The organism is Glycomyces lechevalierae, from assembly GCF_027622945.1.
Taxonomy (GTDB): Bacteria; Actinomycetota; Actinomycetes; order Mycobacteriales; family Micromonosporaceae; genus Glycomyces; species Glycomyces rutgersensis.
Genome location: NZ_JAPZVQ010000017.1, coordinates 51,872 through 76,452, shown reverse-complemented (window position 1 = coordinate 76,452; position 24,581 = coordinate 51,872). Strand labels below are relative to the sequence as shown.

The window sequence follows — 24,581 nt, the reverse complement described above, 5'->3', positions numbered from 1 at the left end:
TACTGCCACCCCCGGTTTGCCTCCGGGCGCGGGCCCCGGGGGGGGGGGGGCGGCCCGGGCCCCCCCCCCGCCCGGATCACGGTCAGCCCCGATTGCTCGGGGCCGGTGCGGCGAGGATCTGAGTGCCGGGGGCCGAAGCCGAGAACGGTCCCGGCACGGCCTCGTCGCGCGGGAGGCCGGTGAAGTCCGCGCTCAGGTCCAGATCGGACCCGTCGGGGTTGGTGTAGCCCATCTCGGCCTGGTAACTCGTGCCGAGACGCGCAGTCGTCACCGGGGCGACGACGCCGAAGGCGCCGTTCATCTCGACGCGAACGGTGCCGGCCGCGGCGTCGACCACCTCGACGCGCACCGGCGACGCGGCCACGACACGCGGCTCGGATTCCGCGCGGAACGGCTCGGCGCCGTTCGCGTACAGGTTGCCTTCGACCCAGACCGGGAGACGGGGCCCGGCCAGCGCGCTGCCGTCCTCGTGCGGGTACTCCTCGGGGGTCGGGCAGGCGTCGTACTGCGAGGTGCCCACCGGAGTCGGCACGAAGGTGGCCTGGCCGGGCACGCCGTCGATGTCGATCGCGCCGTTCCAGAAGCTCGCGAGCGCGGGTTCCGCCTGCGGTTCGGCGCGCTCCCCGTCGCCGACGAAGACGTTGTTGTAGAAGCGGTCGTCGCCGCCGAGGATGTTCGAGACGCCGTAGACGGCCGTGGAGTGCGGCAGGTGGTACGGGGTGTACCGCTGGTGCTCGGTGCAGTTCGCGATGCGGCCCGCGAAGTAGTTGTGCACGTAGGCGCCGCCGGTGGACATGTCCTTGACCGACCACGGCGAGAGGAACAGGTTCGAGTCCACGAGGTACGGGCCGTGGCAGACCTCGACCATGAAGTCTTCGGCGGTGGAGGCGTAGAAGACGTTGCGCCGCACCAGGGTGCCTTGGGCCTGCCAGTCGAGCCACAGGGCCCGGTGCGTGTGGTGGATGGTGTTGCCGCTGATCACGGTGTCGATGGCGGCGTGCAGTTTGATGCCGGCCACCTCGGCGCCGTGCCACTGCCGCTTCACGTGGATGCGGGCGATGTGGTTGTCGGCGATGTGGGAGAACGCCGCGCCGAGGTGCCCGACGATGCCCGCCTGCTCGCAGTCCTGGATCGTGTTGCGGCGCACCGTGTGGGAGCCGACGTGGTCGCGATGCCACGGGTGCGGCTCGCCGGCGTCGGGCCCGCGGAGGGCGAGCGCGCGCTGGATCACCTCGCGTTCGCGCTGCGTGCCGCCCTTGGCGCCCTTCGCTCCCGTGACCCACTCGTTCTGCCCGGTGCTGGCCTCCTTGCCGAGGGAGACGCCGGTGTTCTTGGAGTCGGTGATCGTGTTGTCCTCGATCACCCAGCCTTTGGACCAGTGGGGGCCGATGAGGCCCTCCTGCAGCGCGGTGGGCGGCGCCCACTGTGTGGCGGCCTTGGTGAGGGTGAAGCCGCGCACCGTGATGTGGTCGATTCCCGTTGCCGCGGGCCAGAAGACGAACTTGCGGACGTTGATCTCGATCTCGTGCGCGGCCGGGTCGGCGCCCCCGAAGTTCGCCCAGATCGTCGTGGCGTCGTCGCCTACCTCGCAGTACCAGGTCAGCAGGGAGCCCGCCTGGTCGAACGAGTCCTCGGTGACCGCGGGGTGCTCGACGCCGTCCAGGGTCAGCGACTCGTACATGGACTTGCCGTCGAGGTACACCTCGCCGGTGTGCCAGGTGTTGACCCAGTCGAAGAACCAGTCCCCGCCGATGCGCTCGGTGTACGGGTTGTGGTCCCCGAACAGGGTGTTCGGCACCGTCGCCGCCCAGACGCCCGCGGCGCCGGCGTGGGGTCGCCAGTCGGCGATCACCTCGGCGCCGGAGATCGTGACCGGCTCGAAGCGGCCGTCCGCGTCCAGCGCGGCCTGGTAGGTGATCGGCGCGTCGGCCGTGCCGCCGCGAGGCGGGTTCACCCACTCCCGGTACACGCCTTCATGAACGACGACGGTGTCCCCGGGCTGGGCCAGCGCCGCGGCTGCGCCGATGCTGAGCAGGGGGTTCTCAACGGTGCCGACAGCGGTGTCAGACCCGGACTTCGCAACATGTAGCTCCACGTCGCTCACCTTAACCGCAGGCCTTTACCGATCAACAACCGAGCGATGTGATTGCCGCTTCGCTTCGTCGCATAGGCCGCCCATCGGACGGCAAGGGCCATACATCCGCACCCGCCTAGCCCCACTGATCACCAGCCTGACACGCGCCGGAACTCGGCCCCCATCCAGCGATGCCCGCCGCGCACCGCTGTCGAACTCGCCGAGCGGGGCGATGCCGATGCCGGCATCGCCCCGTCATCGGTGTCCTATGAGTCCGGCTGGCGGAACCGCTCAGCAGGCCCTGACACCGTCGGCCCTGTCCTGCTTGTCCACTCCGACGAAGGAGCTCCAGGTCGGGGCGGGACTGGACTTCCAGAGCTCGAACCATCCGATCCAGTCGTTCCAGTCGTAGACGGTCGTCCGAACACCGCCGGTCTGGTTGTCGTGGTAGGACGACGCCATGTCACGGAAGTAGGGCCTGGTCTTGCTGAGCTGGTGGATGAAACCGCACTCGGTGAAGGCCACGCGGGCGCCCTCGAAGTCCCTGTCCTCGTACAGGCATGTCCAGTACAGGGGGCAGTCCGGCGAGCCGTAGGCGGACATCTCCTCGTCGGAGCCCCGCGCGACGTCCTCGCCTTCCTTCGGGATCGTCAGGATCATCGTGCCGTCGTCCCAGGCGATCTCGTTCTCACTGATCTGGACACCGTCCGGCGAGTTCGCGAGGACGGCGTCGATCTTCGCTTGAAGGATCTCGGCCTCGGTATCGGAGGCCGCCGCCGGCTGGCCGCCGAATGCGGTGATGAGGACCATGACCACGGCGGCGAGCGCCGCCGTCGACACGGGGATCCTCCGCAACCGGAATGATCGATCGGTTTGCATGTCGGACCTTTCTGTGGGTGATCTGCACCGGGATTCCCCCTCGGTGCGTCTCCAGTGAACCGGCGCCCGATGTGGGTGAACAGTGGTCGTTGAAATCCGCTTGAATCCGCTACGGTCGTGATGACCGGGCGAGCGGCCGCGCCCCCGGCGATCCCTTGCAAGGAGGCGAATGAATGCTGGATCCCTACGCCGGGTCGTCCCGGCCCCAGATCGCCGCCCGGCTCGGTCGGATGCTGGCGGCGCATCTCGAGCACTCGGGTCAACCGGTCGCCGACCTTGCACGTGAACTCCGAGTGAGCCCGGAGACCGTTCGGTCGTGGCTGGCTTTAACGCAGGGCCGGCTCGACGAGGCGAACGAGTTCGCGCATTTCGACACGACGGTGAAGCTCGGAGCATGGCTGCGAGCGCGCATCGCCGACTCTGGACTGTCGGTCCGCCACATCGCGGAGGCGACCGAGTCGGTCAGCGTCACCACGGTCTACAACTGGCTCAAGGGCGCGCACCTGCCGCCGCCGCCGACCGGTGACGAACCAGACCGGTTCGACCTGCTGCTGAGCCACCCTGCGCTGGGGCTGAGCACCCGCCAGCGCGTGCAGCTCGACGAGATGCGGCGCCGCTTGACCGGGACGTCGGCGTCCGTGCCCGACGAGATCGACGCGTGGCCGGTCCGGAACCTGCCCGCCGACAACACCGCGTTCACGGGCCGCGGCTCCCAGCTCAGGCGGCTCGACAAGCTCCTGCTCGGGCACGCTCGGCGCCCGGCTGGGACGTTCGCCGCGATCACAGGGTTCGGCGGGGTCGGCAAGACGTCCCTGGCCGTCCACTGGGTACGTACCCGCGAGGTGCGGGCGATGTTCCCTGACGGGTGCCTCTACCTCAATTTGAACGGCTATGCGGCGACCGCGCCGACGACCTCGGCCGATGCCGCCGCCAAGATGCTGGTCCAGCTCGGAGTGGATCCCAAGGAGATTCCCGGCGACGCCGACGCCCGGTTCGCCCTCTACCAGCAGTCCCTCGCGCGGATGCGCCTGCTGCTGGTGCTCGACAACGTCCATTCGGCTGCGCAGGTGCGCCCGCTCATGCCGACCGCCGCGAGCGTGTTCACCGTGATCACCAGCCGCAGCCGCCTTTCCGGTCTGGCGGCGACGCATCCAGAGCTGCTGTCGCTGCCGATCGACCTCCTCACGACGTCCGAGGCCGTCTCACTCCTGCGCCGACTCCTCGGACCGCTCGTCCTCAGAACCGAGACGGACGCCGGCCTTCGGGCGCTCGCCGAGGCCTGCGGCCACGTGCCACTCGCGCTGCAGGTCGCCGCAGCGAACTTCCTGAACCACCATTCGCGCGCGGTGTCCATGGGCGAGTATGCGAGTGCGCTCAAGGCCGACCCGATCGGACATCTCGCCGTCGAGCCCGACGACCCTGCCACTGCCGTCGGAACCGCCATGGACCACTCCTATGCGCATCTCACCGCCGCCGGAGCGCGGGCGTACCGGTTGCTCAGTCTGCATTTCGGCCAGGACTTCAGCCTGGCGGCCGCCGCCGGCGCGCTCGCGCAAACGCGAACGGCGGCGTCGACCGCCCTGACCGAGCTGGTACACGCGAACCTGCTCGAACGAGACCGGGCGGGCCGGTACGCCTTCCACGACCTCATCCGAGACCACGCAGCCGCCAAAGCGGTCCGCTTCGAGACCGAGGCGGACCGCGCCGCCGCGACCGACCGCATGCGCGACTTCTACCTCCACACCGCCTACACCGCGGCCCTGCTCATCCGCTCAGGACGGGACCCCATCGCCATCGGGCCCTGCGACCCAGCGGTGCGCCCGGAGATCCTCACGGACCAGGAGGAGGCCACGGCTTGGCTCACTGCCGAACAGGACGCGATCCTGGCCGCGATCGACCGGGCCGCCGAGCGCGGCGACATCGAACACGCCTGGCAGCTCGCATGGTCGGTCGGCGAACACCTCAACCGGCAAGGGAACTGGCACGAGCAGATCAAGGCCGGGTCCGCGGTCTTGACGTCCGCCGTCCGCTCCGAAGACGACCACGCCTCCCTACGCGCCCTCCGGCAGATCGCCCAAGCCGAAATCAGCCTCGGCCGGCTCGACGACGCCGAGGTCCATCTGCGGGAAAGCCTCGCGTACGCGGAGCGCCTCGGCGACACCGACCTCCAGGCCAACGACCATCACAGCATCGCGACCGTCCTCGGCGGACAACGCCGCCGGAGCGAGGCCATCGAGCACTCCCGCACTGCAATACGGCTCTACCGGATAGCTGGAAACCGACGAGGTCAGGCCTTCGCACTCAACTCGGTGGGATGGCTGCTCGCACAGCAAGGCGCCTACTCCGAAGCCCTGGCCTACTGCCTCGACGCGCTCGCGATCCACCAGGCGCTGGACAACCCCTCCGGCATTGCCAATACTTCCGACAGCCTCGGTTACATCCACCGCCGCCTCGGAAATCGCGCTCAGTCGATCGATGCCTACCAGGCCGCCATCGCCGGGTTCCAGAGCATCGGCGACCGCTTCTCGCACGCCAGCAGCCTCCGCGCGCTCGCCGAAGCGCACCGGGACTTCAACGACGCCACGGCCGCTCGCACCGCATGGGAGAAGGCGCTGACGCTCCTCGACGAACTCGACCACACCGACGCCGAAATCGTCCGAACCGAACTCGACCACCTGGACTGAACTGCCGCCCAACGCTTCTCGCGTATGACCGAGGGGGCCGCTCAGGCGAGCGCCAAGTCGACCAGGCGCTCCGCGTGCAGGCGTGTGGAGTCGAAGACCGGGACCGGACTGTCGAAGGCGTCTACGAGGAGCGTGATCTCGGTGCAGCCGTAGATCATTCCCTGGCATCCTCGCGCGGCGAGGTCGGCCATGATCCGGCGGTACTCCTCGCGGGACTCGTCGCGGAGCACGCCAAGAGTGAGCTCGTTGTAGATGATGTCGTGGACCGACTTGCGGTCCGCTTCGATCGGGACGACGATTTCGATGCCGCGCGCGGCCATGCGTTCGCGGTAGAAGTCCATCTCCATCGTGAACCGCGTGGCGAGCAGTCCGATCCGGTTCAGTCCGGCGGCGTCGATGGGTTCGGCGGTCGCGTCGACCAGATGGATGAACGGCACGGTCACCGCCGTTTCGATCTGGTCCGCGACGACGTGCATCGTGTTGGTGCACAAGGCGATGAAGTCGGCGCCTGCACGTTCGAGCGTGGCGGCCGCGCTCGCGAGTCGGTCGCCCGCGGCCTCCCAGTCACCGGCGCGCTGCATGTCCTCGATCTCGGCGAAGTCGACGGTGGCCATGAGGCTCTGGGCATTGTGCTGCCCGCCGAGCCGGCCCCGGACGTCCTCGTTGATGAGGCGGTAGTACTCGGCCGAGGACTCCCAGGACATCCCACCGATCAACCCAATCGTGCGCATCGCACCATTGTGCCCGAGCGGCCGATCGCCACGGCCTTTCCCCGTCCCGCCCGGCCCCTCCTCGGCATTGTCGACAGGCAGCACATTCCTCACCTGCAACGCTGAGCAGGAACCTCGGCTGTCCGCGCGCCTCGGGTCACCGGTCTCGTCGCGAAGAATTCCTTCACGGATTGCTTGACTTGTGGAGATTCCTGTCAGATCCTGGATGGGGTCCGGTCGACCTGGGGTTGGATTCCCAAGCGTCACAATCGCTTCAATTCGAGTCAACCCCACCGGACACCGTTCGACCCCATGATGAGAAGCGCCCGACCTCCTTCCCTACCCCCCTTCCACAAGGAGCAGTCATGAGTTGGATCAGATCGAAGCGGCACGCTCTGCTCGCGCTGTTCGCGGCGGCCGTGATGGGCGTCGCGTCGGCAGTCGCCGGGGCCTCGCCCGCGCAGGCCGCGACGGCCCGCAACGGCGTGTGCGAGTCCGGGGAATTCTGCCTCTACTACAACAGCGACACCTCCGGCTCGGTGAGCGACTTCGCCGGGTCCATCAGCGACTACGGCTCCAGCACGGGCTGCTACAAGTTCGTCGGCGCGGGCGCCGGCCAGGGGCAGTGCGTCAAGAACAACGCCGCCTCGGCCTGGAACCGCACGAGCCGGTACGTCACGGTGTTCTACAACAGCGGCTACAGCGGACCGATCGACAACTTCAGCCCGGGCTCGGAGGCGAACCTCCGTGACTACCTGAAGAACGAGAACGCCGCCCACCTCATCGGCGTCAGCGGCGACGCCACCGACAACCTCGAGTACGCCGTCTACCACTCGTCCTCGGCGAACATCACCGCCTACTTCGACGGCTACACCACCACCTCGGGACGCCACGAGGGCGTCGACATCGCGCACACCGTCGGCGCCTCGGTGTACGCGCCGGTCTCCGGCACCGTGGTCCGCATGACCGAGGGCGCCCGCGGCTCCGGCGGCCTGTCGACCCTCGCCGTCTACAACTCGAGCCTCGACAAGACTGTCGTCTACCTGCACCTGGACCCGACGGTCGGCGTCGGCGCGACCATCTCCGTGGGCGAGAAGATCGGCGTCGAGGACTGGCGCGGCGTCAGCTCCTCCGGCGGCGCCCACACGCACGTCGAGATGCGCAACGGCCGCCAGACCGCCGCGGCCCCGAGCGTCGGCGACCCCACGCTGAGCAACCCGAACCCGACCAGCTTCTGGACCGCCAGGGGCTACAACACCTGCTGCCAGTTCGGCTAAATCCGTTCTGGCACAGCCCGAAAGCCGCGGGGGGCCATCGCCCTCCGCGGCTTTCCCATTGCCCGCGATCGCCAGATGCACCGGACGAGACCGTGATCGATGCAGTGACGCTTCGGCCCCTACGCGGCTACGCGCATGTGCCGCTTCGCCCAGGTCGCGAAATCCGTGAGCGGCAGCCCGAGCGCCCTGGCGAACTCGGGTCGCGCCGGCTGGCTGACGTCGTTCATCCATTCATGGGAGGCGCCCATCGCCGGCATTCCGGCGGCCAGCGCCTCCCGTTCGTCCATATCGGGCGCTTCGAGCGTCCGGCCCAGAGCGCCGGACAGCACTTCGGCGATCTCGCTCATCGACAGGAAGTCGCCCGCCAGCTCAAGTTCGACGCCGTCGAACCGCTCGGGTTCGGCGACAGCCGCCGCTGCGGCGCTGCCGATGTCGTCCACTGCAACGAGTGACAGACGGGTCTGGGGATGGAGGACGCTCACCAGGCCGCCGTCGAGGCCGCGGGGGAACAGGAACGCCATGGACGGCAGGAAGTTCTCCATGAAGAAGGCGGGCTTGAGCAGCGTCCAGTGCGGGAATCCGGCCTCGCGGAGACGGTCCTGGATCGCGCTCTTGGCGTCCAGGGTCGGCGCCATGTAGTCCCAGCGGCCCTCGTCCCAGCCGGGGACTTCGGTGTGCTGACCGGCGCCGCTGACGGAGGTGTGCACGAACTGAGGCACGCCGGCGGCGAGAGCGCCTTCGATCAGGTTGACGCCCTGAACGACTTCGCCCGCGAAGTCGAAGCCGTCGGCGGTTGCGGCGGGCATCTGCACGGAGAACACGGCGCGGGCGCCCGTCGCGGCGCGGACGATCGAGTCAGGGTCGAGCAGGTCGCCGGTGACCAGTTCGGCGCCGACGGCCCGGAGGTCCTGGGCGCGTTCGGTGCCGGGGTCGCGCACGAGCGCGCGGACGGGCACGCCGGCCGCCAGCAGGGCGCGGGCGGTCGCGCCGCCCTGCCTGCCGGTGGCGCCGGTGACGAGGACCGGTTCGGTGCGAGTGGTCATGGGGCTCCTCGAGTCTCATAAACGGTGGGGTCCGCCGTTTTCCTTCGGCTATAATATGGCGGCCCCCGCCGTTTATGCAAACCTGGAGGTGAGTGATGTCAGACGGGCAGCGCGCCGACGCACGTCGCAATTACGAGCGCATCCTCGCCGTGGCCGTCGACGAGGTCGCCGAACACGGCGTGAACGCGTCCCTGGAGCAGATCGCACGCGTCGCGGGCGTCGGCTCGGCGACCGTCCGACGGCACTTCCCCAGCCGCAGGGCACTCCTGGAGGCCGTGTCCCACAAGCGGATCGAGGACCTGAGCGACCGGGCCCGGGAGCTGGCCGGCACCGGAGAGAGCCGATCGGTGCTGCTGGAATGGCTGAACGAGGTGGTCGACTACTCGGCGACCGCCCGCGGCTTGGCCGCCGTCCTGGTCCCCGACAGCGCCGAGGTCGAGCCTGCACACGTCAACGGGTGCGCAGCGACCCTGGAGGACGCGGCGTCGCCACTCCTTCAGAACGCGAAGCGGGACGGCACGGTGTCGTCCGAAGTCATGCTCGCCGACCTACTCGCTCTGATCGCAGGCATCGCGATGGCGACCGAGCACTACCCCGACCCGGCCGCGCAAGCGCACCACCTGTTCCGACTCGCCGCCGCAGGACTGGGCCCACAGCACTGAGCCCCCGCGCCGCAACCCATCACCGGATTGGACGGCCTGCTCACCGCCGATCATGGTGGTGAGCCGGCCGTTCGGCGACCGAGTGCGACCACAAGGGACGCGGCCTGGTCCGGTGCCGGTCCGCTCTCAGGTCGCGTCGAATATCCACGCCCACATGCCGATGGCGATCACTATCGTGAGAAGCCCCAGGATCAGGCCGGTACCGCCGGTGCCGCTGCCGTCCCCGGCGCGGCTTCCCGACGTCGCCAGTCCGACGATGCCGAAGATGACGGCCAGCAAGGCGACCGGGATGCCTATGAAGATGTTGAGCACAGGTATCCAGGAGAAGATGAGCAGTCCGATCAGACCGAAGACCAGTGAGGCGGCGCCGAAGCCGTTGCCCCGCCTTGGCGGGTACGGAGGCGGGTAAGGAGGGGGGTAGTACATCGCGTCACCCCACGGCCGACGGCACGAGCACCAGAGTGGAGCCTCCGGGCTGGAGCGGCACCGGTGGCACGTCCGCCTCGGGACTCGAAACGGCGCCTTGTTCACCGCACGCTCGTGGGAGCGTCAAGGTGATGAGCCCGCCGGTGAGCCGGGCATTCGCTCGCAGAGCCATGCGGAGCACTCCTTCGCCATCGCGTAAGTCACATGATTGACATCATACGATGATGTGTCCACATGCGCGACAACGAAAAACCAGCGGCACCTGCGTCCCTTGGCGCTCTGGTCAATCCGAGTCCGAACCGGCTGGGCCCGTGCCGTCCGCGACGGTTCGCGACACCGCCGGCCGGTCTCAGCCCAGTTGGGTCATGTCGATGTAGGTGGTGTTGCCGTCCTCGCGTCGGTCCGTGATCTTGAAGAGCGCGCCCCGGTCGAAGAGGACCTCCTTTTGATGGCCGAAGCTCGAGTCGCGGCCCACGTCGCGTCCGGTTGCGCCGTCGATCTTGAAGATGGCGCCGGGGCGGCTTTCGCCGGAGAAGCCGCCGGTGGCGATCGTCTTGAACCGGTTCGCGACCGCCTCACTCGTGGAGGTGCTCATGAACGCGGGATCGGAGTACAGGTCGCCCTTCTTGTACTTGTCGAGCCAGGCGCCTCCGGGCAGTCCGCGCCAGGTCTGGCGTTCATCGGGCACCGGGCGCTTCTTCAGCGCCTCCGAGACGTCCTCCGCCTGCTTGTCGAGTCGCGCCCTGTCCTCCGGGCTGTAGCTCGACTTGTCCGTCGTCCGCAGGTACCGGTTCAGCTCGTCGCTGTTGTCCGTGTAGCGGCGGATCGGGTCGTCGTCGCCGCCCTGGTCGTCCCGGTCGCCTCGTTCGCCGCCCCTGTCGCGGGTCTTGGGCGTCGGCGGCGAGAACCCGCCGTCGTCGAGGGCCCTGGTCAGAAGCCTCGCTCCGGTGCTGGAGCCCTCGCCGTTGCCGTCGTCTCCGCTGTTGCGCCTAGCCATTCATGATCCTGTTGGTAGCCATGCCCATCAGCTGGTCGATGATGAGACCGGTGATCGTCTTGAAGATGGGGATCTGCGCCAGCGAAGCGCCGAACGTGAGGGGCGCGGTCGCGAGCGCCCACGCGATCTGCGCCGCCAGGAGCGCCAACTGCACGATGACCTGGATCTTGAGGGCCGTGACGATCGCGGCCATGACCGTCAGGCCGATGTTGAGCTGATTGGCCGGGTCCGCGGCCTTGGCCAGGGCGGCGGGGGACGACTCCTCGGCCTCCCACTCTTTCTGGAAGGCGTCGATATGGGCGCCGGAGTTGCCCTCCAGGAGCGTCCGGGCCGCGGACTGGAGCCCCTCGACCCTCTCTGCGACCTTGTCGGCCATGCCGGTCCACTCCCCGGCGAGGTTGAACATGGACTCCTCATCGGACTCGGGCCACTCGTAGCCGAGCATGCCGAGGAGGCCGATGAGCTCTCCGGGCAGTTGCATACCCATGGGGTGCGTTCTCCTTGCGGGGGAATAGGTTACGGGGTTCAGAATGAGGACGGGGCGGCGGACGGACCGCCGATGCGGTCGTCAGCCTTTCGCCGGCCCGGACTCGAGGTCGCTCTGGAGCCTGGTGAAGGCCTGGACGACCTCCTCCTCGGCCGACTCGTGGTCGTCCGCCATGCCGCGCAGTGCCTCGGCAAGGCCGGTCAGATCCTCGACGATCCCCGCGAAGCAGTCGGAGACCGCTCCCATGCACGCATCGTGCGCAATGCCGCCCGCAGTGCCGATGATGTCGCCGCCGAAGGCGTCCGCGTACTGCCCGACCGCCGCGGTGAACTCGTCCAGCAGCGCCTGCACGTCGTCCTTCGCCGCGTCGAGCTCGTCCGCGGACTGGCGCATCGTCGCCGGGTCGACATCGAAGCCCGCCATGGTCATCGGCCTCCGTGGATCTTGGCCATGAGGGCGCCGATAGCGGCGTCCATGTTCTTGAACTGCTGCAGCGAGGCGTCCTGCATCCGGGCCACCTGTTCGTTCATGTCCGCCTGGTCAGGGACCGGACCCGCGACGGCGGACATCGCCGCCCGCTGATCGATCGCGTCGTTCACCGCCAGCTTGAGCTGCTCGACAAGGGCTTCCGGGCCGTCCCGGAGAGCGCTGAGGGTCATCCTGATCTGCTCGAATCGGCCGTCGGTTCCGAGGGTCACCTTGATGCGTCCCTCGGCCGCCTCGGTCAAGATCGGCTCCGCTTGCCCCCCAGACAGAGTGGGCCCCTGCGCCACCGTCTCGCGGGCCTTCGAGAGCTGCTGCGCGATCTGGTCTTCTCCGAACATTCAGACCTCCCGCGCCGCACTATACCTGAAGAAAGCTAACTGGACGTTTCGTGCTCCGTTGCCGGGATTACTTGCACCCGTTGAGTTTTGCCAGGTGTCCCCACCTGCTCGACCGAAGTGACGGCCAAAGGGAGGGCTGGCCCCAGGCGGGTTCCGGGGGCTAGCGTGACTGCCTCCGCGCGCCGTCCACAGCAGAATGGGCCTGTCAACACCCGGCGGCGATGCCGCAGACGCAGGAGGAACCCTTGTCCCGCAACCAGAAAGCAATACCGAACGTGACCCGGCGAACCGTGATCGGCGGCGCCGCGGCGACGGCCATCGTCACCGTCGCCCCAGACCCGGCGCAAGCCGAGACGACCGGAGGCGGTCTCCAGCACTCGATCGACCAGCTCGCCGCCCGGTTCGAAGCGGACCTCATCGCGCTGCGGCGCGACCTCCACGCCAACCCCGAAGGCCCCGGGGACGAGGACCGCACCGCCGCACTGGTCGCCGAGCGACTGACCGCGGCGGGACTCACCGTCACCACCGGCGTCGGGGGCAACGGCGTCGTCGGCGTCCTCAAGGGACGGTACCGGGGACGCACGGTCGGATACCGGGCCGACATGGACGCCGTCCCGGCCCAGGACCAGATCGGCGGCGGCACCGCCCCCGAGCACCTGTGCGGCCACGACCTCCACACCGCGATCGGCGTCGGCATCGCGCAGGTCCTCGCGCGGCTCCGCCACCGGCTCAGCGGCACCGTCGTCTTCGTGTTCCAGCCCGCCGAGGAAGACCTGACGGGCGCGCAGGCGATGCTCGACGACGAGGACTTCGACATCACCGACCTCGACGAGATCCACGCACTGCACTGCGGCGCCATCGATGTCGGCGTCATCGCCGTCAACCCCGCCACCGGCCTGCCCGGCCAGGACCGCGGCACCGTGACCGTCACCGGCCCCGGCGCGCCGGACCGCGCGGCCGCGCTCGCCGACGGCATCAACGGGCTCGCCACCGTCGCCCTGCCCACCGGCTCCGCCGACCTGGAGGCGATCACGCAGGCCCTCCTCCTCGAGGACGGACCGCTGGCCGAGTTCACCACCGTGCGGGCCGGCGTCGACGAGGACGCGACCGATGACCGCGCCGAGATCCGGCTCTCCTACCGGTGCTGGCCCGAGGAGCGCTACACCGAGGTCCGCGACGCGATCGAACGCCTCGCCGAAGCGGCCGTGAACTTCCCGGAGGACCCGTTCCCCGCGCTCATCGTGCCGGAATCGCTGGCCTACACCCAGGAACGGCACCTGCGCCGCGCCATGGGCCCGGGCTCGACCGCGGTGCTGCACGCCGCGATCCCCTTCAGCGGCGAGGACTTCGCGCTGTTCCTCGACCGCATCCCCGGCACCTACGCGTACCTCGGCGTCCGCTCCCCCGGCGCCGACATCGCCACCTCCTATCCCCACCTCCACACCTTCGAACCCGACGAGTCGGCGATCGGCCTCGGCGTCCGGGCCATGGCCGGCTGGCTGGCCGAACGCGCCCGCTGTTAGCGCAACCGCCGATGCCGTCAGCGGCGGCTTCGTCTTCGGGCGAGGCCGCCGCGTGCGCACCCGTCAGGCGGCGGGCCTGTCGGGCCACCAGTCGATGAGGTCGCCGGGGCCGAGGCCGAGCGCCCGTTCGATGTCGCCCGGCGAGGTCGCCTGGAGGTATTGCGAGACCATGTCCGTGAGGTCCCGCCAATACCCGCGCAGCGTGGACTCCGAGAGGAAGAGCGAGCGGCTCAGCTCGGCGTAGGTCAGACCCCGGGCCCGGCCCGCGAGGACGTCGCGCTGGCGGGGCGTCAGGATGGTGAGCGCGCCCCGGCGGGCGAGCACCTCGATCAGACCGGTCACCGCCGGCGGCATCACCAGATCCCCTTCGGCCACCGCGAGGAACGAGGCCTCAGCGTCCTCAAGGGAGGATGCCTTGGACACCACGCCGAGGGCCCCGGCGGCGAGGCACGCGGCGAGCACGAACCGGCGCTCCTCCTGCGTGTACACGCACACGCGGTACCCGGCCGCGATGACCTGGCTGACAGCCGCGACGCCCTGGCTCGCACCGGGTTGGAGGGCGTTCGCGAGGTGCAGGTCGAGGATCACGACGTCGGCGTCCGGGCGCTCGCCCAACAGCTCCTCGACGCTGCAGTGGACCGACGTGAACCGCATGGCGGGCAACAGGTCCGCGATCGAGGCCCGCAGGGCCGTCGCGTCGTCCACCATCGCGAACCGCGCAGCGTGCATCAGGATTCCTCTCCGCCGCGCGCCGCGTACCGGGCGCGCAGGACGACCGTGGTGCCCAGACCGGGCATGCTCGTGATCTCGGCGGCCACGCCGCGGGTCGAAAGCTGGTCGACGACGACCTGGCGCAGCCCCACGCCGTAGGCCTCCGGGACCGCCTCGAACCCGACCCCGTCGTCGTGGACCGTCACGGCCCAGCCGTCGCCGTCGACCGACTCCTCGGCATGGATCACCACCTGCCCCGCATGGGCGTGCTGGTGGACGTTGAGCAGCAGACTCCGCAGGGCCGCAGCGAGATCCGTCGCGAGGCCCGGTTCGAGCCGCACCCCCACGGCGAGGTCGGCGACGACGGCCAGCGGCATGTCCGCGTGCTCCGAGCCGACCGCCGACACCAGCGCGGCCAGGTCCGTCTGGCCGCCGTCGACGCGGGGCGTCCCGCTCAGGTAGGCGCGCATGCGATTCGCCTCGGCCTCGGCCTGCGCTCGCAGCCGCGCGCGGGTCGCCTCGTCCGCGGAGCCGTCGGCGAGGAGGCGCAGCAGCGCGGTGCCATTGTGGACGGCCAGGCGGGCGCGCCGCTCCTCCCCCTCGCGGGCGATGCGCGCCGCGTAGCTCCGGGCCTCGTCCGCCTTGTCCCCCATGCGGAGGAGGACGCGGGCGCTGATCCAGGTGAGCGGGCCGAGCGCCAGCAGCGTGAGGAGGTTCCCCACGGCGATGGGGAGGTCCCTGACGCCGTCGACCGTGGGCGCCACGTAGAACACCTCGGCCGCGGCGAGCGCCAGTATGAGCGCCGCCCAGATCCCGCGGCGGCGCGCGCCCGCGAGGGAGCACGCGACGCACACCGCGTACGCGAGCTGAAAGCCCTCCCAGGTCCCGAACCGCATCTCAGGCGGCACCGTCCACGTCCCGATCACCAACAGCGCCACCGCGACCGCGACGTCGGCGACCTCCCAGCCCGGACCCGGGGGCCTGCGGCGGGCGAACCCGACCACGGCGATCCCGACGAGCATGGCCAGCGCCGAGGCCCAGCTGGCGGCGGCGAGCACGGGGTACTCGGTCTCCTTCAGCGCGTACGGCATCGAAGGCGCCATCTGGATCACCGTGGCCGTGCGGATGCCGCCGACGAAGAACGCGATCAGGCGCTCGGCTTCGGAACGGGTGGAGCTGATCGGAGGGGCCACATGTGCATCTTGACGCCCCGTGTCCAGTCGCGGGACGAACGGAACGGCGGAAATATGCGGATTCGTTGGTACCGGCGCCCGCACGGACCGCCCTAGCCTGGGGCGATGCAGACCTCTCCTCGATCTCGACACCCGCACGTTCGACGCCTCCACGGGGAACCGCGATGCAGATAGAGCCCGCGCACCTCGACTCCACGAGCTATCTGACCGTCCGCCAGCGCCAGGTGATCGCCTGTGTGGCGCAAGGCATGTCGAACACCGACATCGCGGCCGAACTGTTCATCTCGCTCAGCACGGTCGAGCGCGAGTTGCGGCGGGCCCGGAGGACGCTCCGCGCCGCCAACCGCGCCGAACTGGTCGCCAACGCCGCCTGCCGTGGACTGCTCACCATTCACCGGAATCGGTGACGGGCAGCCGTCACGGAGTGACGGTCTCCCTTCAGAAAGGCCGTGATTCCTTGCGGCGCAGCGTGATCGCCGACAGCATCGAATACGTCGGGGACGAGCGATCGGCCCCGACGTCCGAAGACCGGAGCGGTCCGCAAGGGCCGCAACCGGTCACCCCCGCAAGCTCGATGGAAAGGAAGCGAACCGACATGACCCAGTTCCTGACGACGGCCGGTGCGACCGGCGCCTCCCTGGCCCAGAAGGCCAAGGACCGCTTCGACGATCTGCTCGTCCGCTACGACGCGTGGTTCCTGGTGTTCATCGCCGTCCTCCTCGCTCTGGGCGCGACCCTCCTGGCCGGCATGGCCATCTGGTGCGTCGTGAACCAGCAGGGCCGTTTCACCGGCTCCTGGCAGTGGGAGAACGGAATCATGGTGAACATGGAGTGCGTCCGGTAACGGGACGCACTCCATCGGCTGACGCCGTCAGCCTGCAATGGTGAAGGGTTCGTCCGCTCCGGATCCGGAGGGCGACGTGCAGGTCGCGAACGTCCGGGCGGGCGGACCCTTCCGCAACGATGGTAACCGGCGGGAATCGCTGAGGGGCAGGCAATGTGAACGACTTGGAGATCATCGGGCTCGATTACTCGTACGGGCGCGAGGTGAAGGCACTGGACGGCGTCGGCTTCTCGGTGCCGAGCGGATCGGTCGTCGGTCTGTTGGGGCCCAACGGGTCCGGCAAGTCGACGCTCATCAAGAACGTGTTCGACCTGCTGGAGTCGCAGGCGGGGACCATCGCCGTCGGCGGCAGTCCGCACACGACGCCCGAGGCGAAGCGGGAGGCGGTCTACCTGTCCAGCAACGACTACCTGCCGGAGTTCCTGACGGCCGCGGAGTACGTGGCGATGATGGCGGGTTTCTACGGCCTCGAAGTGGACCGCGAAGACGCCGCGGACCTGTTCTCGCGGTTCGCGATGGACGGGCGCTACGACGACCTGATCGAGAACTTCTCGCACGGCATGCGGAAGAAGACGCAGCTCATCGTCGCCCTGCTGGTGCGGCGCCGCCTGACGGTGATCGACGAGACGCTCAACGGCGTCGACCTCGAAGCGCTGCACCTGGCCGAGAAGGAGCTCGCGGGCCTGCGCGACGAGGGCAGGTCGGTGCTGCTGTGCACGCACGACTTCCCTGTGCTGGAGCGGATCGCGGACGAGATCGTGTTCCTCGACCACGGGCGCGTCGTCTTCAACGCACCCACCGCCGGCCTCGTCGACGAGTACGGCTCGCTGGAGCGCATGGTGTACGGCTACCTCGAGGCGGGCGAGCGGTGAACCTCCGGTTGGGGCAGTCGGCGCACCTCGCGGGCCTCCTGCTGCGGTTCTTCCGGCGCCGGGTACTTCGCGTCGGCATGCTCCGCGCCCGGGCGGTCCGCGCCGCCGCGGCCGTCCTGGCGCTCACACTGTTCGGCGTGCTGTGCGCCGCGGCGTACCTGTTCCTGGAGCCGCTGGCCCTCTCCCCCGAGCTGTGGGACCTGATGTTCGAGATCAGCACGGTGTCGCTGGTCCTGTGGGTGATGGGGGCGTTCCTCGTCATCAAGGTCCTGTTCATCAACGCGGCGGACATGCTGGAACTGACCTACCAGCTCCCGGTCACCAACCGCGAACGCGCCCTGGCGTTCCTGCTGTACGAGGCCGCGATCACCGGAGTCGTGGTGGCCCTGGGCTTCTCCGCGCTCGCGGTGTCCTCGCTCGCGCTCATGGGCGCCGCAGCCCTGCCGTACCTGTTCACGGCGTTCGCGGTCCCCGCAGTGGCCGTCTACTTGGGACTCGGCGTCCTGTACCACCTGCTGGTGCGGTTCTGGACCGTCCTCAGGCTCGGCGGCACCGCCGGGCTGCTGTCGGTGATCGTGCTGTTCATGCTGCTGGTCTGGTACTCGACGGGGATCAACGGCGCGATCATCGCGATCACCGACGCGCACCTCGACGGCGCGGGCGCGTTCCGCTGGCAGACCGCCGTCGCCTGGCTGTGGAACCGCAGCCCGGTGCTGACGGCGGCGGCGTGCCTGGCTGCCTTTGTCGTCCTCATCGGACTGAATCTGGTGCTGACGCCGAACCAGCATGTGCGCCAGTCGAAGTTCCTGGCGGTGTTCACCGGAGGCCGTGCGCGCCGCGTCCTCCACCCGTACGACTACTGCCTGGTGCGCAACTCGCAGACCGTGGTCGCCGTGGTGATCACCGTGGTGCTGTTCGCATACCTTCTCCTCGCCGGGAACCGCGTGAATCCCATGTGGAGCCTGGTGGCGCTGTCGACGGCGGGCCTGTACCACTACTCAGGCACCGAACCGCTGCGCCGGCTGCCGATCGCCGCACGGTCGGCGGCGGCGGTCTACGCGCGGCTGTGCAAGGGCCAAGCCCTGCTCATCGCGGCGTTCGCGTTGCCGCAGTTTCTCATCGGGGCGTTCGTCGTCCCCGCGGCGATGGCGGATTCCGCGACCGCGGTGCTGGGCGCGTTCGCGGGCATCGTGCTGACTCTCTGGGTGTCCGTCGTGTTCCCCTCCGAGAAGAACAACCCGTTCTCCATCCTGCTCGGCATCGCCTGCGCCGCAGTCGTCTTCGGCCTCATCGCGATCGGCCTGGGGATGCTGAACCTGCCCGCGCCGGTCACGCGGGCCGTCATCGCCTGCTGCGCCGCGGCCATCGTCGCCCACTCGATCGTCGAGATCCACGACAACGAATCCAAGAGGAGAAACCGTGAAGAAGTTCAGAATCGTCCTGGTGTCGCTCGGGAGCTCCCTGGTGATCACGATGGCCGCGACCGTGGTGGCGTTGATGCTGCTCATGTTCTCTACGAGCGGTGACGAACCGGTCCGCAAGACCGCCCTCTTCGACGCCGTCTACTTCGAGGTCACCGACGCCACCGCGAGCTCGACGAGCGTCACCATGGGGGTCGACGGCTTCGTCCCGCTGCTCGTTCTCTTCGCGGTGGTCGCGGCCTTCGTCGCCCTGGTCCAGCTCATCTTCGACGCGCTCCAGAACCGCCGCCGGCAGCTCCTGGCGCAGCGCGGTGAATAAGCGCGCGACCACCGCCCGCCCCGAACTCGCCGTTCGGGGCGTGGCGCTCGCGGTCGCGGCACAGGTCTGGCCGCTGCTCCTGTTCGCCTCACTGATACTCGCGGCGGCGCTGGTGTGGGCGGCGGTCAGCGGCGACGCGACGCAACTCCCGGTCGCGGCCTGGATCTTCACCGCTGCCACCGCCGGCCTGACCGCCTCGTTCGCGCTCCACGAATGCCTCCACGCCGCCGTCCTCAAGCGCATCACCACTGTCACCGCGGTGACCCTCGAACGCACCTGGGGCCGCATCTCACTGGTCCCCCACGGCAGCATGACCGGATGGCAGGCCGCGACAGTGGCCGCCTCGGGCCCACTCGGCTGTGTCCTCGCGGGCGCACTCCTCGCCCTCCACGAAACGACCCGCCCACTCTCCTGGTGGTACCTCGGCCACGCCGTCTTCCTACTACCCTTCTTCGGCGACGGCATCGCCCTCACCAAAGGCCTCCTAGCAGGCCCGACCCGCCTCGACACCCCGCCCATGTCCCAGATATGACCAGAGCTACGGATGCCCGATTCCCAAGGGCCCCTTCACAACCTGTGGTCAGCGTCATTGCGCAGCGGCTCCGGATGGCTGCGCTAACTGCGGCTCCCGGCCCGACACCAACCTTGACCGTCACCGACAGTCGCACAACGAACTTCCGCCGCCGCACTAGGGGACGCGCCGTTCTTCGACTCGACGGTTGTCGAAGTGACCCAGGCCGACAAACAAGACCTCGATGCGACGTTCAGTGAGCGTGTCTCAGTTGGCTTGGCCGCGTTTCAGAGCCGGTCGATTGCTGCGCGGAGGAACGCGTCCCGGCGGGTGTTCAGCTCCTCTGCGGTCAGGTCGGGCCGCCCTTGGTCGTGAATGGCGGGCAGGAACTCCGCCATGTCGCTGGGCATGTTGAGGGCGGCCACGGCGTCCCAGTAGGCGAGGTCCGCGGCCTCGATGCCTGAGCGCTGCTCCCAGCCGTCCAAGACCGATCCGGCGGCGCCCTGCCCGAAGGTGAGTGCCGCGTCCAGCCGAAGCGAGGACAAATCGATCCCGTAGTGGCCGACACCGGCCATGTCCCAGTCGAGGAGGCCTGTCAGCCGGTCGCCTTGCCACATCGTGTTGCCCTGCCAGAGGTCCCCGTGCACTAGGACGGGAGCACTGTCGGGGACCGGGAGGCGTGTTACCCGGTCGTCAGCGGCGTCCAGCAGCGGTGTCGAGCGCTCCCTGCCCTCGCGCCGGTCACGGGCGAAGTCGCTGGCAGGGATGGGACGCGTCCGCCGTGGCAGTTCGGGCGAAGGCCTGGTCGTGATCGAATGCAGGGCAGCGACCGCTGCCCCGAGTCCGCGCAGCCGTTGCGGGGACGCATCGAGCGGGATCCGGCTGCGTCCGGGCACCGCAGTCTCCAAGACGGCTCGTGTCCCGGCGGCTTCGCCGCTGGCGTCCACCGCAAGGATGCGCGGCGCCGGCACGCCTGCCCGGTTCGCGACTCGCAACGCAGCGACCTCGGTCGCCATGCCCGCAACGCCTTCCGGGGTGACGGTTTTCAGCACTGCGTCGATCACCTGACCATCGTGATCGATCCGCAGCAGCCAGGGGTTGCCGCCCTCGCGCATTCCGGTGGCCGAAACCACCGCGGCAGTGGCCCCGAGCTGGACTGCTGCCCATCGAAGCACATCGGCTTGGGGGCCTTCCTGTGTCGTCACACCGGCAGCATACGTGCCCGAACGGCCTTGGCACGCGCGGGGAAGCATCAGCGATCTGCACTGACCGTGGAGCTTTCGCCGGCTGAAGCAGATACAAAGCATGTGTTTGGTTGTGGCGCAATGGGTCTGTAAAACCCGTGTCTCTTGTGGCACGAAGTAGGTCTAGTATGGACCATGTTTGGACGAGTTCACCAGACGCCTGGTGCCCGATGGGCTGCGGGAGATTGCCAAACCGCTGATCCCGGCGACGCCGAAGCGCGCGCAGGGTGGCGGCATCCAGCGGGTCGATGATCGGCAGGTCTTCGCTGCGATCGTGTTCCTGCTGACAACCGGGGTGCGCGTGGCGGCACCTACCACCGACCTTCGGCGTCTCGCACCAGACCGCACACCGTCGCTTCGCCGAATGGTCCGAGGCAGCGCTGTGGGCCAATCTCCATCGGGCGGTGCTGGACAGACTCGGAGCGCAAGGCGAAGTCGACTGGTCCCGCGCGATCGTGGACGCCGCGAGACTGCGGGCCAGAAGGGGGGATCGCTGCCGGGCCAAACCCGATCGATCGCGGCAAGCCGGGCTCGAAGATTCACGTCCTGTCCGACCGCGCCGGCCTGCCGCTTTCCCTGGCGGTCCCGGCGGCGAGCCTGCACGACTCCCAGGCGTTTGAACCGACGTTGGGGCTCGTAGCGGCCCCTGAAACGGGCACCTGCCACTTCGCCGGACACTGACGGAGAGGGCACGTGAGCCGCGCCCGAGGCGCCCTTCGGGGCCGAAAGGCCCGTTTCCGACGGCACGACAGCCGTATTTCGTTACCTTCGCCTCCCGGGTGGCTCGCTCAACGCCAGCGGACCGCCCGGACGACCGAGGAATCGCCGCTCAGGTCCGCGTCAACCCCCGCCCCGGACGCCGCGGTCACGACGACGAAGGCATGGGCCAGCATCGCCAGGGTCACATGCCGGTACCAGCCCTCCCACTTGCGGACCTGGTAGTGATCGAGCCCGCACTTGACCTTCGCGGCCCGGACGCACGCCGCTATGGCCGGCCTGGTGTCCGCGGTGCGAACGATGTCCTTGCGCGCCAGCGCATCGGAGTGAAAACACAGGAAGTAGACGACCTCGGCCGGACGCTCGACCGAGCGCCGCGCGAGCAGCGTGCGGACGAATCCGGCGGGCAGGCCGACCGGGGCGGGCAGGGTCGCCCATGCCCAGTCGTACTCGCGCCGCTCCCGCCCGCCCGTGCCCGCCGCGAGCCGGTGCCAGGCCGAGGCGGGAGCGCCGCCCACCAGGGCGTCCACGCACCCGCCCTCCTCCAGCTCCGGCACCGTCTGCGTGAGCGGCACCTCGACCACGTACGAGAGGCGGCGGGCGGCCAGGAACGCCAGGAAGTCGCTGTCGCGGCCGTACGTCGCGTCCGCGGCGACCCACCCGGCCTCGACTCCGGCGGCCACCGCGCGGGCGATCATCGCCTCGGCCAGGCGCGGCTTCTCCAGTGCCCCGATGTCCATCCGCTCAACGGGGACCCCCGCGGCCGCGCAGCGCTCGGGATCCTCGATCCACGAGGCGGGCACGTACAGCTCCCGGTCGATCAGCACCTCGCCGTGCTCGCCGGCGTAGGCCAGGAACACTCCGACCTGGCAGTTCTCGACCCTGCCCGCCTCACGCGAATACTGCCGGTGCACGCCGACCGAGGCCGGGCCGCGCTTGACGAAGTCGACCTCGTCGATCACCAGCGCCCCGCTCGGGCTCGCCAGGTTCGCCGCGACGTAGGCCCGGAGGGCGTCGCGCAGCGCGTCGGCTGACCACACGGCCCGGTTCAGGAAGTGCTGCACCTGTACGGGCGTCGCGTCGCCGGCGGCCTCGGCGAGCTGCCAGCCGTTCTTGCGCTCCACCGGCGCCAAGAGTCCGATCAGATAGGACCTGGCTCTTCGTCGCAACTCGACTCTCCCGAACAACCCCGCGACCGTAGAGAAAAGCTCGTCCAATCGTGAACGCCAGTCCGTGATCTCCTGCGGGGCAACATTATTGGGCACCTTTCAATAATAAGAATCACGAAATGCGGCTGTCGTATCGGCTTCGGGCGGGAATCTCCGAGCGGCCTCGCAAGCCGGTGCGGCTGGTGATTCTGGATGCAACGCGATCGATCATCACGGTTCGGTCGCCCATCCAAGAAGGAGGAACATCATGGACAGGTACTGGGTCAGGGTGAGCTACCGCTCCGATTCCTGGGAGACGACGGTCTGGGCCGTCGACGACGATAGGGCGAAGCAGGCCGCCTTCATGGTCTTCAAGAACCATTTCCCGGCGACCCGGGCGACTCGCTGGGAGAACTGCTCCTACTTGTACGAGAACCTGAGCCGCACCGGGGGTATGACTCTCCGCGGCGCCGGCGGTGTCGCCGGTGGCACCGGCACCACCGCCGCGCAGCAGGCCTTCTCCGACGAGCTCGAGGGCAAGATCGGCGACTTCCTCGGCACCAAGCTCGACGGCAAGTTCAGCACCGTGTCGTACCCGGCCGGCTTCAACTACGGGATCACCTACGGTCCCAACGCGTACTACAACGCGGCGACGCTCCAGGACCTCGATTCGCTGCTGGGAACCTCTAGCAGCGGCCAGCTCCAGATCGGCACCGACCGCTTCTCGACGCTCTACCGCAACGTCCTGGGGGCGACCGTCTTCGGCTTCTCCAAGGCCGACCAGGAGATGATGAACAAGGAGGACACGGCCGCCTCGGCGCAGATCGGGTCGATCCTGACCGAGTTCAGCAATGCCGGGTTCACCTACACCAACCCGCTGCCGATGGGCGGGAAGCTCCAGGACGTCTTCGACCAGCTGCTGACGAGATACGGCTCCTTCGAGGACATGCCCGACTCGCTCATCGCGCTCTACAGCGCCATCGCGAGCTACAAGGAGGTGGCGGCGAACAGCATCCTGCTGCACCGCAAGTACTTCGAGGCCACCGCCCTGCTCAAGGCCGCCCGATCCAACATCATTCAGGCGAACGCGGCCAACGGCGGCGAGGAGATCGGCCCCGGCCAGTTCTACGTCGGCTACACGCCCGACAAGCTGCCCAGCGCGAACCAGCTCATCGGGCAGCTCCAGACCGACGGCAACGCCGTGTCGCTCCACCTGGAGCTGTCGAACTTCTCCTCGAAGTCGACCGACCTCAGCGTGGGGGGCAAGGTGGGGTTCTCGGTCCCGATCATGGACGCCGTGGGCATCAACTTCGGCGCGTCCTCGTCCTACGACCTGTCGACCTACACGTCGAGCTCGTCCACCGTCACGATCGACCTCAACTACAAGGGCGTCACGATCATCAGTTCGGCGCCCACGGCCCTGGCGCCCGACGGCACGGTGGGCTGGTACGACGGGCAGATACTCAGCGAGATCGCATCGAAGACCGGGCAGGACGCGACCGGGTACCAGCTGCATGGCAGCGAGTTCAGCGTGGACGAGCTGTTCGGGGAGGGCGGGAAGCTCTCGCGCCTGAAGACCTTCGTCGTCTCCCGGCAACCGGAGATGTCGATGACCTTCAAGGGCGGCAACGCCAGCAAGGTCACCAGCGACATGAAGGTCGGAGCGACGGCGTCGGTGGACCTGTTCGGACTGTTCCGGGTCGGCTCGGCCTCGTCGAACTACTCGGTGAACAAGGTGGACACGAGTTCCAGCGACGGCTCGGTCACCGTCACCTTCGGCGCACCCGAGCCGAGCGGCACGATCCCGCTCGCGCAGCAGGTGGCGTACGTGATGGGAGGTGTGCCGTCCTACCCGCCCAACGAGCCTTAACACCGTTGCGAGAGTTGCTGGCCGCACTCCCGCGACGCGGGCGGGGCCACCCGGTCAGGGTGGTCCCGCCCGACTCCATGCCGACGAGCGCCAAAGACGGAAGCTCATTGCAAACGCGAAAAAGAAGGCCCCGGATGACCGGGGC

25 protein-coding genes and 1 pseudogene are annotated in these 24,581 nt (G+C 68.9%); 12 read left to right on the top strand and 14 right to left on the bottom strand.

Annotated elements, in window-relative coordinates:
* Positions 1-82: 82 nt before the first annotated feature.
* Both O2L01_RS21590 and O2L01_RS21585 read right to left on the bottom strand, forming a co-directional pair.
* A complete protein-coding gene (locus O2L01_RS21590) occupies positions 83-2,095 on the bottom strand; it encodes a right-handed parallel beta-helix repeat-containing protein (RefSeq protein ID WP_270124110.1) in 2,013 nt (670 codons plus the stop codon).
* Positions 2,096-2,365: 270 nt separating this feature from the next.
* A complete protein-coding gene (locus O2L01_RS21585; RefSeq protein ID WP_270124109.1) occupies positions 2,366-2,914 on the bottom strand; it encodes a hypothetical protein in 549 nt (182 codons plus the stop codon).
* A 212-nt stretch (positions 2,915-3,126) separates the two neighbouring features.
* Between O2L01_RS21585 and O2L01_RS21580 the strand changes: the two genes are divergently transcribed.
* Positions 3,127-5,637 carry a tetratricopeptide repeat protein gene (locus O2L01_RS21580; RefSeq protein ID WP_270124108.1) on the top strand — a complete coding sequence of 837 codons (2,511 nt, stop codon included), beginning with the start codon at positions 3,127-3,129 and terminating at the stop codon, positions 5,635-5,637.
* A 41-nt stretch (positions 5,638-5,678) separates the two neighbouring features.
* On the opposite strand, the gene O2L01_RS21575 is transcribed toward O2L01_RS21580, so the two are convergent.
* Positions 5,679-6,368: an aspartate/glutamate racemase family protein gene (locus O2L01_RS21575; protein ID WP_270124107.1), complete on the bottom strand. Its 690-nt coding sequence runs from the start codon at positions 6,366-6,368 to the stop codon at positions 5,679-5,681.
* A 344-nt stretch (positions 6,369-6,712) separates the two neighbouring features.
* Between O2L01_RS21575 and O2L01_RS21570 the strand changes: the two genes are divergently transcribed.
* Complete coding sequence (locus O2L01_RS21570; RefSeq protein ID WP_270124106.1) at positions 6,713-7,624, top strand: peptidase inhibitor family I36 protein; 912 nt, start codon at positions 6,713-6,715, stop codon at positions 7,622-7,624.
* A gap of 119 nt (positions 7,625-7,743) precedes the next feature.
* Here the strand turns inward: O2L01_RS21570 and O2L01_RS21565 are convergent, their stop codons facing one another.
* Positions 7,744-8,667, bottom strand: coding sequence for an NmrA/HSCARG family protein (locus tag O2L01_RS21565; protein WP_270124105.1), 924 nt, complete (start codon positions 8,665-8,667; stop codon positions 7,744-7,746).
* 95 nt (positions 8,668-8,762) lie between these two features.
* Between O2L01_RS21565 and O2L01_RS21560 the strand changes: the two genes are divergently transcribed.
* Positions 8,763-9,329 (top strand): TetR/AcrR family transcriptional regulator, encoded by a 567-nt coding sequence (locus O2L01_RS21560; protein WP_270124104.1) that lies wholly within the window; start codon positions 8,763-8,765, stop codon positions 9,327-9,329.
* 126 nt (positions 9,330-9,455) lie between these two features.
* Here O2L01_RS21560 and O2L01_RS21555 read toward each other — a convergent pair whose 3' ends face one another.
* The 6 genes from O2L01_RS21555 to O2L01_RS21530 form a co-directional block, all read right to left on the bottom strand.
* On the bottom strand, positions 9,456-9,641 hold the full coding sequence (locus O2L01_RS21555; protein ID WP_270124103.1) for a hypothetical protein: 186 nt from the start codon (positions 9,639-9,641) through the stop codon (positions 9,456-9,458).
* A gap of 118 nt (positions 9,642-9,759) precedes the next feature.
* Positions 9,760-9,927 (bottom strand): hypothetical protein, encoded by a 168-nt coding sequence (locus O2L01_RS21550; protein WP_270124102.1) that lies wholly within the window; start codon positions 9,925-9,927, stop codon positions 9,760-9,762.
* A gap of 177 nt (positions 9,928-10,104) precedes the next feature.
* On the bottom strand, positions 10,105-10,752 hold the full coding sequence (locus O2L01_RS21545; RefSeq protein ID WP_270124101.1) for an ADP-ribosyltransferase: 648 nt from the start codon (positions 10,750-10,752) through the stop codon (positions 10,105-10,107).
* Entirely contained in the window at positions 10,745-11,239 is a 495-nt protein-coding gene (locus O2L01_RS21540) for a WXG100-like domain-containing protein (RefSeq protein ID WP_270124100.1), read from the bottom strand. The genes O2L01_RS21545 and O2L01_RS21540 overlap by 8 nt, the downstream gene beginning before the upstream one ends.
* A gap of 81 nt (positions 11,240-11,320) precedes the next feature.
* A complete protein-coding gene (locus O2L01_RS21535; RefSeq protein WP_270124099.1) occupies positions 11,321-11,662 on the bottom strand; it encodes a WXG100 family type VII secretion target in 342 nt (113 codons plus the stop codon).
* Between the two features lie 2 nt (positions 11,663-11,664).
* The gene (locus O2L01_RS21530) at positions 11,665-11,967 is read right to left on the bottom strand and encodes a hypothetical protein (protein ID WP_270124098.1); all 303 of its coding nucleotides are present in this window, start codon (positions 11,965-11,967) and stop codon (positions 11,665-11,667) included.
* Positions 11,968-12,338: 371 nt separating this feature from the next.
* On the opposite strand from O2L01_RS21530, the gene O2L01_RS21525 reads away from it, so the two are divergent.
* The gene (locus O2L01_RS21525) at positions 12,339-13,586 is read left to right on the top strand and encodes a M20 metallopeptidase family protein (RefSeq protein ID WP_270124097.1); all 1,248 of its coding nucleotides are present in this window, start codon (positions 12,339-12,341) and stop codon (positions 13,584-13,586) included.
* 63 nt (positions 13,587-13,649) lie between these two features.
* Here O2L01_RS21525 and O2L01_RS21520 read toward each other — a convergent pair whose 3' ends face one another.
* Positions 13,650-14,315 (bottom strand): hypothetical protein, encoded by a 666-nt coding sequence (locus O2L01_RS21520; RefSeq protein WP_270124096.1) that lies wholly within the window; start codon positions 14,313-14,315, stop codon positions 13,650-13,652.
* Complete coding sequence (locus O2L01_RS21515; protein ID WP_270124095.1) at positions 14,315-15,490, bottom strand: sensor histidine kinase; 1,176 nt, start codon at positions 15,488-15,490, stop codon at positions 14,315-14,317. The genes O2L01_RS21520 and O2L01_RS21515 overlap by 1 nt, the downstream gene beginning before the upstream one ends.
* Before the next feature lie 164 nt (positions 15,491-15,654).
* Between O2L01_RS21515 and O2L01_RS21510 the strand changes: the two genes are divergently transcribed.
* From O2L01_RS21510 to O2L01_RS21485, 6 genes are all read left to right on the top strand, one after another.
* Positions 15,655-15,897 carry a helix-turn-helix domain-containing protein gene (locus O2L01_RS21510; protein ID WP_270124094.1) on the top strand — a complete coding sequence of 81 codons (243 nt, stop codon included), beginning with the start codon at positions 15,655-15,657 and terminating at the stop codon, positions 15,895-15,897.
* A 188-nt stretch (positions 15,898-16,085) separates the two neighbouring features.
* Positions 16,086-16,334 carry a hypothetical protein gene (locus O2L01_RS21505; protein WP_270124093.1) on the top strand — a complete coding sequence of 83 codons (249 nt, stop codon included), beginning with the start codon at positions 16,086-16,088 and terminating at the stop codon, positions 16,332-16,334.
* A 155-nt stretch (positions 16,335-16,489) separates the two neighbouring features.
* Positions 16,490-17,206: an ABC transporter ATP-binding protein gene (locus O2L01_RS21500; protein WP_270124092.1), complete on the top strand. Its 717-nt coding sequence runs from the start codon at positions 16,490-16,492 to the stop codon at positions 17,204-17,206.
* Positions 17,203-18,732 (top strand): hypothetical protein, encoded by a 1,530-nt coding sequence (locus O2L01_RS21495; protein WP_270124091.1) that lies wholly within the window; start codon positions 17,203-17,205, stop codon positions 18,730-18,732. The genes O2L01_RS21500 and O2L01_RS21495 overlap by 4 nt, the downstream gene beginning before the upstream one ends.
* Complete coding sequence (locus tag O2L01_RS21490) at positions 18,680-18,946, top strand: hypothetical protein (RefSeq protein ID WP_270124090.1); 267 nt, start codon at positions 18,680-18,682, stop codon at positions 18,944-18,946. The genes O2L01_RS21495 and O2L01_RS21490 overlap by 53 nt, the downstream gene beginning before the upstream one ends.
* Positions 18,939-19,478, top strand: coding sequence for a hypothetical protein (locus O2L01_RS21485; protein ID WP_270124089.1), 540 nt, complete (start codon positions 18,939-18,941; stop codon positions 19,476-19,478). The genes O2L01_RS21490 and O2L01_RS21485 overlap by 8 nt, the downstream gene beginning before the upstream one ends.
* A 266-nt stretch (positions 19,479-19,744) precedes the next feature.
* Here O2L01_RS21485 and O2L01_RS21480 read toward each other — a convergent pair whose 3' ends face one another.
* On the bottom strand, positions 19,745-20,662 hold the full coding sequence (locus O2L01_RS21480) for a phosphotransferase family protein (RefSeq protein WP_270124088.1): 918 nt from the start codon (positions 20,660-20,662) through the stop codon (positions 19,745-19,747).
* A 178-nt stretch (positions 20,663-20,840) separates the two neighbouring features.
* Here O2L01_RS21480 and O2L01_RS25780 point away from each other — a divergent pair.
* Positions 20,841-21,278, top strand: a pseudogene (locus O2L01_RS25780) (transposase); the annotation flags it as partial.
* A gap of 211 nt (positions 21,279-21,489) precedes the next feature.
* On the opposite strand, the gene O2L01_RS21475 reads toward O2L01_RS25780, so the two are convergent.
* A complete protein-coding gene (locus O2L01_RS21475) occupies positions 21,490-22,683 on the bottom strand; it encodes an IS701 family transposase (RefSeq protein ID WP_270124087.1) in 1,194 nt (397 codons plus the stop codon).
* A 151-nt stretch (positions 22,684-22,834) separates the two neighbouring features.
* On the opposite strand from O2L01_RS21475, the gene O2L01_RS21470 reads away from it, so the two are divergent.
* The gene (locus O2L01_RS21470; protein WP_270124086.1) at positions 22,835-24,436 is read left to right on the top strand and encodes a hypothetical protein; all 1,602 of its coding nucleotides are present in this window, start codon (positions 22,835-22,837) and stop codon (positions 24,434-24,436) included.
* Positions 24,437-24,581: the final 145 nt, after the last annotated feature.

Bases quoted from the DNA above. Each gene is read 5' to 3' on its own strand.
- O2L01_RS21545 (WP_270124101.1), bottom strand. From the start codon at position 10,752: ATGGCTAGGCGCAACAGCGGAGACGACGGCAACGGCGAGGGCTCCAGC.
- O2L01_RS21550 (WP_270124102.1), bottom strand. From the start codon at position 9,927: ATGGCTCTGCGAGCGAATGCCCGGCTCACCGGCGGGCTCATCACCTTG.
- O2L01_RS21580 (WP_270124108.1), top strand. From the start codon at position 3,127: ATGCTGGATCCCTACGCCGGGTCGTCCCGGCCCCAGATCGCCGCCCGG.
- O2L01_RS21490 (WP_270124090.1), top strand. From the start codon at position 18,680: ATGGCCGCGACCGTGGTGGCGTTGATGCTGCTCATGTTCTCTACGAGC.
- O2L01_RS21535 (WP_270124099.1), bottom strand. From the start codon at position 11,662: ATGGCGGGCTTCGATGTCGACCCGGCGACGATGCGCCAGTCCGCGGAC.
- O2L01_RS21560 (WP_270124104.1), top strand. From the start codon at position 8,763: ATGTCAGACGGGCAGCGCGCCGACGCACGTCGCAATTACGAGCGCATC.
- O2L01_RS21470 (WP_270124086.1), top strand. From the start codon at position 22,835: ATGGACAGGTACTGGGTCAGGGTGAGCTACCGCTCCGATTCCTGGGAG.
- O2L01_RS21520 (WP_270124096.1), bottom strand. From the start codon at position 14,315: ATGCACGCTGCGCGGTTCGCGATGGTGGACGACGCGACGGCCCTGCGG.
- O2L01_RS21505 (WP_270124093.1), top strand. From the start codon at position 16,086: ATGACCCAGTTCCTGACGACGGCCGGTGCGACCGGCGCCTCCCTGGCC.
- O2L01_RS21540 (WP_270124100.1), bottom strand. From the start codon at position 11,239: ATGGGTATGCAACTGCCCGGAGAGCTCATCGGCCTCCTCGGCATGCTC.
- O2L01_RS21575 (WP_270124107.1), bottom strand. From the start codon at position 6,368: ATGCGCACGATTGGGTTGATCGGTGGGATGTCCTGGGAGTCCTCGGCC.
- O2L01_RS21565 (WP_270124105.1), bottom strand. From the start codon at position 8,667: ATGACCACTCGCACCGAACCGGTCCTCGTCACCGGCGCCACCGGCAGG.
- O2L01_RS21510 (WP_270124094.1), top strand. From the start codon at position 15,655: ATGCAGATAGAGCCCGCGCACCTCGACTCCACGAGCTATCTGACCGTC.
- O2L01_RS21570 (WP_270124106.1), top strand. From the start codon at position 6,713: ATGAGTTGGATCAGATCGAAGCGGCACGCTCTGCTCGCGCTGTTCGCG.